This window comes from Desulforapulum autotrophicum HRM2 (assembly GCF_000020365.1).
In the GTDB taxonomy this organism is placed as follows: domain Bacteria; phylum Desulfobacterota; class Desulfobacteria; order Desulfobacterales; family Desulfobacteraceae; genus Desulforapulum; species Desulforapulum autotrophicum.
In genome coordinates, this window is the sequence record NC_012108.1 from 281,131 (window position 1) to 293,060 (window position 11,930).

Here is an 11,930-nt window from a genome sequence, read left to right on the forward strand (position 1 = left end):
CCTTTTAACGGGTTATAGGAATTTATGATACCGGTGCTATTTTGTCGTTATTTGATGGCTCACTGGGTCGTGACTGCCCGCTTAACAAATCCCTGAGATCCTCCACCACCAGGTAAAATGTGGGCACCAGGCCCAGGGTGATGAGGGTGGCAAACAGGATGCCGAACCCCAGGGATATGGCCATGGGGATCATGAATCTTGCCTGGCGGGAGGTTTCAAAGATCATGGGGGCAAGACCGCCAAATGTGGTGAGGGTGGTAAGCATGATGGGCCGGAAACGCTGGGTTCCTGCCGCAACAATGGCCCCATGGGCCGAAAGGCCGTTTCGTCTGGAACGGTTGGCAAAGTCAACCAGCACCAGCGAGTCATTGACCACCACTCCGGACAGGGCCACAAGGCCAAAAAGGCTCATGAGGGAGAGGGAATAACCAAGGAGAATATGGCCGATGACGGCCCCCACAAGTCCAAATGGAATGGCTGCCATGATGACAAAAGGCTGGACGTAACTTTTGAACGGCACTGCAAGGAGGGCATAAATGACAAACAGGGCTATGAAAAGTCCAGAGATCAGGCTTGTGGTGCTGTCACGCATGTCTGCCTGGCGACCCTGGAATTTGCTGGTCAACCCCGGGTAATCGTGTTCCAGGCGGGGAAGAATATCCTCCTTGAGAACCGTGATGAGCTGGTTGGTCTCGTCCCTGGGAATCACATTGGCCGAAACCGTGGAGATCCTGCGGCCTCCCCGTCGTTCAATGGCTGTATAGGCCCTTCCCCGGTCCATGGCGACCACTTCACGTAAAAGAGCCTCTTCTCCCAGGGGGTTCCGGACCATGAGAGTTTCAATGTTGTGTTCAAAGGAACGTTCAGCCTCCGGCAGGCGGACCCGCACGGTCAACTCGTTTCTTCCCCGCTGGATTTGCAGGGCCTGGGCCCCGTAAAAGGCATGGCGGACCTGGAGAGCCACCTCCCGTGCCTTGAATCCCATCATTTCTCCAAGGGCGAGCATGGTAAAGTCCAACTGTTGTTTTCCCCTGGCAGAACCATCGTCAATGTCCCTGGAAGAGGGAAAATCGCCAAGTTCCCGGGCCAGGGCCTCGCTGGCCAACGTCAGGGTCTCTATCTCCTGGTGGCTGAGTTCAATGGTCAACGAACTGCCTGAAGCAGGGCCTCCGCGGTCGGCCTGAAAGGTCAGGGATTCAAGACCGGCAAGGGGACCAAGGGCCGATCGCCAGAGTTCTGTTACCCGGGTGGTACTGATGGGTCTGACATGGCTGGGGGTGAGAATGATTCTTGATGTGATGACGTTCTCATCCACCTGGGCGTAAAATCCCCTGGAAAGGGTCTGGCCCCCGTTGTCTTTGATCACGGATTCGGCTGCCCTGGAAATCTGGGCAACCACTTCAGCAACTTTGTTTTCCGCACTGCCGTAGGGAAGAGTTGCCGTGACAAAGGCGTAGTCGGATTCTACCCTGGGCATGAGGGTGGTCGGTATTCTGCCGCTCTTGACATAGGCACCGACAATGATAAGGATGGCAAGGCCCACGGCAAGGGTTATGTAACGATATTCAAGCACCCGCTCAAGCAAGGGAGTGTATACTGCCTTTACAAATCTTACAAGGGCGTTGCTCACCCGCTGCTGCCGGGTTGTAATCCATCCCATGAACCTTCCCGGGGGGGTTGAATCGCCATGGGCCAGATGGGCCGGAAGAATAAAAATACTCTCGGCAAGGGAGACCATAAACACCGTGATTACCACCACTGGAATGATCTTGAAAAATTTTCCCATGGTGCCGGGAACAAACATGATCGGCAAAAAGGCCACCACATTGGTGAGGATACTGAACACAACGGGCATTGCCACCTCCCGGGTTCCCCTGATTGAAGACTCAAGAAAGTCAAAGCCCATCTGGCGGTAATGGTAAACGTTTTCTCCGACCACAATGGCATCATCCACCACAATACCGATGGTGACAATAAAGGCAAACATGGAAACAAGGTTGATGGAAAAATTGGTCAGGGGCAGCAGGATAAAGGCACCCAGGAGGGATATGGGAATGCCCAGGGAAACCCAGAAAGCCAGCCGGATATCCAGGAAAAGGGCCAGAAGGATAAACACGAGCCCAAGCCCCATGTAACCGTTTTTGAGTAAAAGGGTGCCTCTTTCCTTGAAAGTCTGTGACATGTCATTGACCATGGCAACCCCAAGGCCGGGTAACAGGGTCTGGTTGAACGCTGCCACGGCCAGTCGGGATGCATCTGCAACTGCCACGGGTTTCTGATCCCCCACCCGGTATACCTCAAGCATGATGGCAGGTTTACCGTTGAATGTGGCATAGGCGTTGGTATCTTCAAACCCTTCGGTGATGATGGCAATATCTTTCAGAAGCACCCGGGTGCCGTCATCAAGGGTAATCACGGCAAGCTTGCCATAGGCCGGGGCGCTCTCCCGCCGCTCTTTCATGCGTACCAGGATTTCCCCGCCGTCGGTCTTGAGGCTTCCGCCTGGAAGATCCACCGAGGCCGTGGAAATAACAGCCGCAATCCCGGCCAGGGTAAGGTCGTACCGTCTGAGATTTTCCTGGGGAACTTCAATGTGAATTTCGTAATCCCGTACCCCGTTGAGTTCCACCTGGGTGATGGCCGGGTCCTGGAGCAGCATTTCCCGCAATGCTTCGGCTCTCTCCCTGAGAACGGTTTCAGCGACACTGCCGAACACCGCAAACGAGATGACCCTGCGACGTCGGGTGACAACGGAAACCATTGGATCTTCAGCCTCGTCGGGAAAAGAGGTGATGGCATTGATCTGGCTTTCCACCTCCTGGGCAAAGCTTCGCACATCAACCCCCTCAAGCACCTCAAGGTTAATTGTGGCTCTGCCTTCAAGGGCGGTGGAGCGGATTTCATCGAGCCCGTCAAGCCCCTGGACCGCCTCTTCAATGGCAAGAACAACCCCCCGCTCCACCTCTTCCGGGCTTGCACCTGGATAGGTCACGGAAACGTTGACAATGCCCAGCTCATATTCGGGAAACACCTCCTGCTTAATCTTTGTAGCCATGAAAAGACCGCCCACCAGCAGCACCAGCATAAGCAGATTGGCGGCAACGCTGTTGCCTGCCATCCAGGTTACGGCTCCCCTGGGGGTTGCTGATTCTTGTTTAATTTCCATTGCTGTCGGATTCCTCCACCCGTATGGCCATGCCGTTCACCGCTGACGAGAGTTCCGAGACAATGATCTTGTCTCCAGCCTTGACTCCAGATCTTACAAAGAGCGTTTTTTCGTTTTTCCACATGATATCGAGGGGGGCCACCACAAGGCGACGGTCCCTGGCGATCCAGACAGTGTTTCCATCCCTGGCGCACCGCCTGGGAAGTGCAATGGTGTTGTTGATGGTTTGACCTTGAATGGCCAGGGTTACATAGGCGTTTATGAGCAGGGGGGAGGTTCTTTTCAGATTCTGCCCCAAAGGATCCTTGATGGAAACAAGGACCCTGGCAAGGCGGCTCTTGTCTGCAACATCCCCCAGAAGTCTGAAAACCTCTCCCTGGTATCGTTGATTGTCCCGGGTAAACACCTGGACCAGGCTGCCTTTATCCGTTCCCGGTCCTGGAAATCGGATCCATTGGAGTTGATCCATGGCAATGGTGGCCGTGACCCAGTATGCATCGGTTCCGGCAAGGACGGCAAGGCTCTCCTGGGCCGTGACCTGGGATCCCTGTTCCACCTGTTTGTCCATTATCATGCAGTTGAACGGTGCCCGAATCACCGTCCGCTCAAGGTCAACCATGGCCTGTTCAACATCCACCTTTACGGTTTCAAGATCCGCCTGGACCTGGGCAAGCTGGGGTTTTCGAAGGGCAAGCCCCGGTTCATTCACCCGTTTGCCGGAGGAACGCTCCATGAGGCGAAGTTCGGCTTTTGCCACTGCCTGTCTTCCCCTTTCAAGGTTAAGCTCGGCTTCGGTTTTGAGAACCAGTGCCTTTTTCTTTTTAAGTGCAAGTTCGAAATCCCGGGGATCGAGCCTGAGCAGGATCTCTCCCTTTTTAAAGATACCGCCGGGGACAAAACGGTCGGATGTCGTAAGCACAAATCCGGAAACCCTTGATTTAAGGGCCAGTTCCCTGGATGCCGTTACTGCCCCCAGGGCGGAGATGACCACCCCATGGTCGGACAGAACTGCCGTTGTCACCTCCACCAGGGGTACCTTTGCAGGTGGAGCTCCCCGTTTTGCCGCAGGTTTGGTCTGGTAAAGAAAAACACCAATGGCAATGCCCGCTGAAAGGATGAAAAGGGGAAGCACAATCTTGATGGCTTTGACTGTCCAGGGTGTTTTGGTGCTCTGGCCGGTTGTTCTCATCCCGTGCGGGTTTGTGTGTCTGGTCACTTTTGTTTTCCAAGGTTCTTGGTTTGTGTGAAGCTCCCCCCAAGGGAGCGGTACAGGGCAATTCTTGCCTTTATCAGTTCAGCCTGCTGAAGAATAATGCCTTTTTCAAGGTTTTGGACATTGAGTTGCTCGGAAATCAGGGGCAGAAAGGTGATGATCCCCCTTTGATATCGGCGGGTGGCTTCGCCCAGGGCCAGCCGGGCCGCATCCAGTTCCTGGTTAAGGGCGGCGAGCCATGCCCGCTGGTGAACTTCTTCGGACAGGGCATCCTCCACCTCCACCAGGGCCGTGAAAACCGTTCGTTCATAATATGCAAGTCCTTCGGCCACCACGGCCTTGGCCTGTTCACGGGCGGCTGCTTTTTTCCCGCCGTCAAAAACAGTTGCGGCCATGTTGGCCCCAAGGGAGAGGATCCATGAATTAAACAGGGCATCCAGGCCGGAACTCTGGAGTCCCATGGTGCCGGTCAGGTTCAGGGACGGGAGCCTTGCGGCCTGTTCAGCGCGGCTCTCCCACTGATCGGCCATGAGTCTGAAGCCTGCGGCCTGGATATCCGGCCGTTTCGATAAAAGATCTGCAGGAATCCCCATGGCAGGCAAAGGGGTAAGGATCGGAAAATCGGTATTTATGACAGCCAGGGCATTGGTGGGCGGCTTGCCCTGGAGCAGGCAGAGTCGGTTGGACAGTCGTTTTATCTCTTGTTCAAGGGGGGGGATCTGGGCTGTTACATGGGCCACAGCCTCCTGCTGCTGAAGGATGTCAAGGGATGTTGAAAGGGCGTTTTCAAACCTGAGTTCCAGGAGTTCAAGGAGCAACGTGTTGGTTGCCAGCTGCTGTTTCACAAGGTCAAGGGCCTTGACGGCTGCCAGTTGATCCACCCAGGTATTTGAGACCTCTGCGGTCAGGGTCATGGCTGCAGTTTCAAGATCAGAACGGCTGGCCCTGGCTGAGAGATCTCCTGCCATTGTACGGGATCTGATCTCTCCCCAGAGATCCATTTCATAGCTTGCTGCCGGTCCCAGGGCGATGGTATCCAGGGTCGATTCCTGGCCCTGGCTCCGGGTTCGTTTGTGGGAAGCGCCAGCCTCAAGGGTGATGACCGGCAAGAGAAGGGAACGCGTTTCCATGGACATGGCCCTTGCCTGGTCAAGCCTTGCCAGGGCTTCCCGAATGGTAAAGTTGCTGCCAAGGGCCTGGTCGATGATCCGGTTGAGTTCGCTGCTGCCAAAACTTTTCCACCACGGCTCATGAACCGCCATGGCAGCCCCGGGGTTGTCCCCAGAAGCTTTCGGGCCTGCCAGGAAGGTTTCTGGAAGACTGTCCGGAACAGGGGCAAGGGGCAGGGGCCCTGTTCTGAAACAGCCCTGGGACAGAAATATTATTACCGCAAGGGCCGGGATCATAATGGCTTGTTTTTTCATTTAAACAGTCTTTTCAACGTTTATCCTTATTCTCAATTGACCTTGCATCCCACAAACCCACACGGCCGGAGCAAGGTATGGCTTTGGCCCCAACGAACGATACAGGTATTTGATTGCAATCCGTTGGTGGGTGTCCCAGATAAAAACGTTCCCAGGCCCATTTTCATACTATTTTACACTGAAAAAAGTCCAGTCAAAAGATATAGTCCTGGATTTTTAAGCTTTTCCAGGATATCAGTGATATCTGCTGGTTGCATAATCGGCAGGGCCGGAGCGAGATATAGATTATGGTCACAACGAATGATGACACGCCTTTGTTTGCAATGCTTCGGTGAGTGTTTCATATAAAAAACCACATGTCCTGGCAGTCACAACGAAGCATGAAACACGATGATACAGGGGAGGCGATCGTACCATTGCGCCCCCTTTGGTTACCCTGACCGGAACGGTAAACGTCGGGGGGAGTTTTGCCCTTCCAGGCTAAAGCGCAGGAACTGCGGGCTAAAGTCCTCAAACAGCCTGCGCTTTTTAACGCCTGGAAGGGCAAAAAGCCTACCCCCTTTGGTTTACAATATTCCGGTCAGGGAAACCAAAGAGGGCTTGAAAGTCGAGACTTTCACAATGATGTTTCGACAGTTGCTTCTTATAACCGGCACGGCCGGAGCGAGTTATGGCTCCGGCCTCAACGAATTTTGAAACACCTTCATTGACAATGCTTTGGCGAGTGTTTCATATAAAAAAAAATTAAAATTTCAGGACGGATAAGTGTCATGACCCCAATTGAGCTCTCCCCCCAGTTATTTGCCCTTCTGTTCGGCACGGGGTTCTTTGCAGGATTCGTGGATTCCATTGCCGGCGGGGGTGGATTGATTTCCCTGCCCATTCTCATGTCAACGGGCATGCCTCCCCAGATGGCCCTTGGCACCAATAAGCTCCAGGGAAGCTTTGGCACCTTCATTGCCGCATGCAACTACACGAGCAAGGGAGAGGTGGAACCTAAAAAGACCCTGGTCGGAATTTTCTTTACCCTGATTGGTGCCCTGGCCGGGGCCTGGGCCATCCAGCGGCTTGATCCATGGTTCTTGACCTATATCATTCCCCTGCTGCTGGTGGGTGTTTTTGTTTACACCCTGTTTTCAAGGGATCTGGGAAAGGTCACCACCCGGGCACGGCTTTCCTTGAACCTGTTCTTTGTGTTCTTTGGGCTTGGACTTGGCTTTTATGACGGGTTTTTTGGCCCTGGAACGGGTAACTTCTGGATGACGGGATTCATGGTTGTCATGGGGTTCAGCATGACAAGGGCTGCAGGTTTCACCCGCATCATGAACCTGGTGAGCAACGTGGTTGCCCTTACCATGTTTGTGGTTGGGCAAAATGTCATATACAGCGTCGGCATAACCATGGCACTGGGCCAGATCCTCGGGGCAAGGCTGGGATCTGGCCTTGCCATCAAAAAAGGGGCTGGTTTTATTCGTCCGGTATTCCTTGTGGTGGTTTTCTTCACCATTGTCAGGCTGGTATACCTGAACTATTCCACCTTGCTCTGAAAACGGCCCTGGTCGTTCTGAGCCGTTCAGGCAAGGGGGAGGCTTATCTCAAACATGGCACCCTTGTCCGGGGTGCTTTCCACCCGTATGGTCCCGTTGTGATATTGAACAATGTGCTTGACAATGGCAAGCCCCAGGCCTGTCCCCCCCATGTCTGTGCTCCGGGCGCTGTCCACCCTGTAAAACCGTTCAAAAATCCGTGAAAGATGCTCCTGGCCGATGCCGGGTCCTGAATCAATCACCCGGATCAGGGCGCTGCCCTTTTCCTGAGCCACCTGGATCAAAACCTCTCCTCCGGGTTCACTGTATTTTAATGCGTTGTCAAGAAGGTTGACCAGGGCCTGCTCCACCAGAAGGGTATCCATGGGTATGAACAGGGGGCCGGAAAGGTCTGCCTTGACAGTCACCCTCCCTGATTCAGACCTTGTCCTGCAGGCAGCACGGGCAGACTTGATAACAGCAGAAAGATCATGGGGCTCAAAAACAGTCTTATCCCCCTCTTGTCTTTCAAGCTTTGAAAGGGCCATGAGGTCGTCCACCAGGGCAATCATCCGGTTGACGTTTTTCTCGATGATGGTCAGGAATCCCTCCCTTCTGGTCAGTGCTTCGGATTCGTCAAGGTCCTGGAGGGTCTCGATAAATCCCTTGATAGAGGTCAGGGGCGTCTTGAGCTCATGGGAGACGTTTGCGGCAAAATCCTTGTGCATGGTTTCAAGCCGGTGCATCCGTGTGATGTCATGGAAAATGATCAGGGTTCCCATGCGCTCACCCTGGGCGTTGGAAAGGGTGTTGGAATGGACGTTGAACAGGCGCTTCCCCGTGTCCGTGAGGGTAATGTTTTCCCCTATGGAATCCGGGGAGGCAAGGGCCCTTTTGATGAATTTATGAAGATCATAATTTCGGGCGATTTCAAGGATATTTTTGTTGGTCATCGTTTCAATGGGATGGTCAAATATGCCTGCAACGGCCCTGTTGACCATGAGGACTCGTTCGTTGAGATCAACGGCAATCACCCCTTCCCCCATGCTGGAAAGAACGGCTTCAAGTTCCATGGTGCGGTCTTCTGCACTTTTTATTTTCTCGTCAAGCCTTTCTGCCATATGATTGATGGTCAAGGCAAGTTCGGAGAGTTCTTCAGTGTCGGGCATGGCCAACCTCAAGGTCAAATCTCCCCTGGCCAGGCCACCGGCGCCGGCCTTCATCTGCTCAAGGGGGCGGGTGATTCGTCTTGAAACAAACAGGCTTGCACCGGCAGCGGCAAGGACGGTGAGCATCAGGGCGATCATGAGGTTGGTTTGAACCCTTTTAATTTCAACGTCCATGGCTGAAACCGACAGGGCCGTTCTTACCACCGTGGTTACAGCACCGTCGGTCTCAAGGGGCAGGGCCACGTACATCATGTTTTGATTAAGGGTGTCGCTGTATCTCACTGATACGCCCTTGTCTGCGCGCAGGGCCGAAACAATTTCAGGTCTGATCCTGTGGTTTTCCATCTCCTGGACGTCCCCAAGGGAATCGCCGATGACCCGGCCCGAGGAAAGAATAACCGTCACCCTTGTGCCGGTTGTCCTGCCAATGGCAAGACAGATATCGTTAATCCTGTCCGGGGTTTTTCCTGATATCTCCCGCCGGATCAGTTGGGCCTGGGTTGTGAGCTGGTCTTCGCTGCCGGCCAGAAAGTAACGTTTGAAAAATCCTGTGGAATAGTAGGTCACCGCAGCCAGGGAAACCACTGTTATGATGAAAAACGAAGGAAAGATCCGCCACAGGAGTCGTCTTTTTTTTTCAGACATCTGCTTCCTCCCTGAACCGGTAACCCACTCCGCGAACCGTCTCGATGAAATCGGCACAGGGCCCCAGTTTTTTTCTCAAACCTGCAATGGTCACATCAACGCTTCTTTCTGTGACGGCGTAATTCTCACCATGCACAGCGTCCACGATTTGCCCCCGGGTAAATACCCACCCTTTTTTGGTCACAAGAAACCAGAGAACCTGAAATTCTGAATGGGTAAGATCCAAGGCATTTTTATCCACTACCACCCGATGGCGGCCAACGTCCATGGAAAGGGGACCTGCAATAACGGTCGCCTGGGTTGCCGGTTTTTCAACCCTTGTCCTTCTCCTGAGAATCCCCCGGATTCTTGCCACAAGCTCCCTGGGGCTGAAGGGCTTTGAAATATAGTCATTGGCCCCGATTTCCAGACCGGTCACAATATCGCTCTCCTCTCCCTTTGCCGTGAGCATGACAATGGGGATTTCAACGGTTACCGCGTTGCCCCGAATCCTCCGGGTGACCTCAAAGCCGTCGATTCCGGGAAGCATGAGGTCAAGCACCACAAGGTCGGGCATCTCTCGCTTTGCCATGGACAGCGCCTCTTCTCCGGAAAAGGCGACAAGGGTATGATACCCCTCCCTTTTCAGGTTGAATCGAACAAGTTCGACAATATCGCGTTCATCATCAACGATCAGTATTTTTTCGTTCGGCATTGGCTTTCCTTTTTTTAGACCATCGGTTTATGACTATACCTGCTGATGGGCTCGATTACAAATATCTATCAGGATTATGTTAGGGTTCTGTTAATTGTGGATTTAAATTTTGTTAGCTCGTGTTTGAACGAAAATTCATCCATTTGCGGCGTTGCTGTAAAGCGCTGCAATCCTACGCCATATTTTGTGTAATTATTTATTTCCGAGTCCCTTAAATACCCTGGCCTTTACACGGGAGGATTCATATCGATCGGTCAACACGGTCAAGAGCCCTGTTTTTACTTGACAAATTCTGGCATTTTTAAATATAGTCTGCCACGATGGTTACCCCAACTACCAGAAGGATTTGTAAATGTTGTACAATGAAGATAAAAATCAGGCCGGGGAGTATTTAAGGCTATCCCTTGGGTTTATTGCCAAATATAACCTGCCGGCAGACCCTGCCTGCTATAGTGTCTGGTATCAGTATATTGCAGGGAAAAATCCCCACCTGAAAGCTGTCCTTGATTATATTATCAAAAATGAGAAACAGATAACCGTCAACACCATAAAGAAATTGTACAAAGATCATATTCTGGAAAAGGATAGAACCATCACGGAAAACCTGCTCCAGGAGTTGCGGATCGTTATTAATGGGATTTCACGCTATGCCATTGATACCACCGGAGACATTGCCGGAAATGGTAAACGGCTTCAAGCCCTTGTCAGGGAACTGGAAGAGGACGAGGATATGGACAGCCTCGCCAGGACCATGGACAAGATCATCCAGGAGGCCAAAGCGCTTGTGCAGACGGGAAAGAGTTTCCAGGGGCGCATGGCCTCATCCTCCCAGGAACTTGCCTCCCTTAGAAAAAAGCTGGATGTGTCAAAAAAAGATGCCGAAACCGATGCCCTGACAGGTCTGTTGAATCGGCGTGGTTTTGAAAGCAGGCTGCATCCCCTTCTCAAGGATCCCCAATCTTGTTTTTGCCTCATCATGATCGATATCGACCATTTTAAACGGGTCAACGATACCTATGGTCACCTGGTCGGTGACAGCATTCTCAAAGCCCTGGCAAACCTGTTGAAGCAGCAGACCAAGGGTAAGGATTGCCTGGCTCGGTTTGGAGGTGAAGAGTTTATCATCCTGCTTCCTGAAACCCGACTTGAACAGGCCGGGGCTGTTGCAGAGGATATCCGGAAAAAACTTGCGGCCCAGGAATGGAAACAGCGGAAAACAGGAAAACCCATGGGCAAAATCACCATTTCCCTTGGCGTAACCCAGTACCGGCCCAATGAATCGGAAGTCACTTTGATCCACAGGGTCGATACAGCCCTTTATACGGCCAAACGGAACGGCAGGAACCGGGTGGTCACCGAAGAGATGGTATAACCGGTCCGGGTGCCTTGTGTTTTATTTTCCAGGAAAAATATGGTTCCATGGACCGGATCATACCCCATGGCGCACGATCTTTCCTTGGATCAGGTGAATAACCTCCTCGGCAATGTTGGTTGCATGGTCCCCGATCCGCTCCAGATGACGTGAAATCAGATAAAGGTTAATGGTCTGGCCCACCTGGTCCGGTGCCTTTTGAATGGCTGTTTTCATTGCCTCATAGGCCCTGTTGCGCATGGCATTGACTTCATTGTCCATGAGGATAACCTCGTCTGCCATATCTGAATCCATTTCCACCAGGGCATCAAGGCTCATCTTGAGCATCAACCCTGTTTTTTCCGCCATGGGCGAGTAGTCGTAACGAAAGGGGCCCGGGGTTGCTCCTGAAACAGTCTTGATCCTTTGGGCGATGTTTGCCGCAAGATCGGCCACCCGTTCAAGGTCGTTGTTGATCTTGACAACAGCGATGAGGAACCGCAGGTCAATGGCAACGGGCTGGTAAAGGGCCAGGATTTTGAGACATTCCTCTTCGACTTCCACTTCAAGTTCATCGATCTCAATGTCAGAGGCAATGATCTCCCTGGCAAGGGCTGTATCGCTTGTCCTGACGGCATGGACTGCCTTCTTGAACCTGTCCTCAACCATGGCACCCAGGGAGAGGATTTCTCGTTTTATCTTTTCGATCTCTTTTTGTAAATTGCCTGCCATGGTGTCTCCT

8 protein-coding genes are annotated in these 11,930 nt (G+C 52.7%); 2 read left to right on the forward strand and 6 right to left on the reverse strand.

Features of this window, described 5'->3' with window-relative positions:
• Positions 1-22 precede the first annotated feature (22 nt).
• Genes HRM2_RS01150 through HRM2_RS01160 form a run of 3 tightly spaced genes read right to left on the reverse strand, consistent with a single transcriptional unit; the run spans position 23 to position 5,803 of the window.
• Positions 23-3,166, reverse strand: coding sequence for an efflux RND transporter permease subunit (locus HRM2_RS01150; protein WP_012662608.1), 3,144 nt, complete (start codon positions 3,164-3,166; stop codon positions 23-25).
• On the reverse strand, positions 3,156-4,355 hold the full coding sequence (locus tag HRM2_RS01155; protein WP_012662609.1) for an efflux RND transporter periplasmic adaptor subunit: 1,200 nt from the start codon (positions 4,353-4,355) through the stop codon (positions 3,156-3,158). Before HRM2_RS01155 ends, HRM2_RS01150 begins: the two co-directional genes overlap by 11 nt.
• A gap of 23 nt (positions 4,356-4,378) precedes the next feature.
• A complete protein-coding gene (locus tag HRM2_RS01160) occupies positions 4,379-5,803 on the reverse strand; it encodes an efflux transporter outer membrane subunit (RefSeq protein ID WP_049770383.1) in 1,425 nt (474 codons plus the stop codon).
• A 770-nt stretch (positions 5,804-6,573) separates the two neighbouring features.
• Between HRM2_RS01160 and HRM2_RS01165 the strand changes: the two genes are divergently transcribed.
• Entirely contained in the window at positions 6,574-7,350 is a 777-nt protein-coding gene (locus HRM2_RS01165; RefSeq protein ID WP_012662611.1) for a TSUP family transporter, read from the forward strand.
• Positions 7,351-7,376: 26 nt separating this feature from the next.
• On the opposite strand, the gene HRM2_RS01170 is transcribed toward HRM2_RS01165, so the two are convergent.
• Together HRM2_RS01170 and HRM2_RS01175 are read right to left on the reverse strand one after the other, a co-directional pair.
• Positions 7,377-9,143, reverse strand: coding sequence for an ATP-binding protein (locus tag HRM2_RS01170; RefSeq protein WP_012662612.1), 1,767 nt, complete (start codon positions 9,141-9,143; stop codon positions 7,377-7,379).
• Positions 9,136-9,837 carry a response regulator gene (locus HRM2_RS01175; RefSeq protein ID WP_012662613.1) on the reverse strand — a complete coding sequence of 234 codons (702 nt, stop codon included), beginning with the start codon at positions 9,835-9,837 and terminating at the stop codon, positions 9,136-9,138. Before HRM2_RS01175 ends, HRM2_RS01170 begins: the two co-directional genes overlap by 8 nt.
• A 352-nt stretch (positions 9,838-10,189) precedes the next feature.
• Between HRM2_RS01175 and HRM2_RS01180 the strand changes: the two genes are divergently transcribed.
• Entirely contained in the window at positions 10,190-11,209 is a 1,020-nt protein-coding gene (locus HRM2_RS01180; RefSeq protein WP_012662614.1) for a GGDEF domain-containing protein, read from the forward strand.
• Positions 11,210-11,266: 57 nt separating this feature from the next.
• Here the strand turns inward: HRM2_RS01180 and phoU are convergent, their stop codons facing one another.
• A complete protein-coding gene (gene phoU, locus HRM2_RS01185; protein WP_012662615.1) occupies positions 11,267-11,920 on the reverse strand; it encodes a phosphate signaling complex protein PhoU in 654 nt (217 codons plus the stop codon).
• Positions 11,921-11,930: the final 10 nt, after the last annotated feature.

Coding starts and splice junctions, on each gene's coding strand:
- HRM2_RS01150 (WP_012662608.1), bottom strand. CDS start 3,166: ATGGAAATTAAACAAGAATCAGCAACCCCCAGGGGAGCCGTAACCTGG.
- HRM2_RS01155 (WP_012662609.1), bottom strand. CDS start 4,355: ATGAGAACAACCGGCCAGAGCACCAAAACACCCTGGACAGTCAAAGCC.
- HRM2_RS01160 (WP_049770383.1), bottom strand. CDS start 5,803: ATGAAAAAACAAGCCATTATGATCCCGGCCCTTGCGGTAATAATATTT.
- HRM2_RS01165 (WP_012662611.1), top strand. CDS start 6,574: ATGACCCCAATTGAGCTCTCCCCCCAGTTATTTGCCCTTCTGTTCGGC.
- HRM2_RS01170 (WP_012662612.1), bottom strand. CDS start 9,143: ATGTCTGAAAAAAAAAGACGACTCCTGTGGCGGATCTTTCCTTCGTTT.
- HRM2_RS01175 (WP_012662613.1), bottom strand. CDS start 9,837: ATGCCGAACGAAAAAATACTGATCGTTGATGATGAACGCGATATTGTC.
- HRM2_RS01180 (WP_012662614.1), top strand. CDS start 10,190: ATGTTGTACAATGAAGATAAAAATCAGGCCGGGGAGTATTTAAGGCTA.
- phoU (WP_012662615.1), bottom strand. CDS start 11,920: ATGGCAGGCAATTTACAAAAAGAGATCGAAAAGATAAAACGAGAAATC.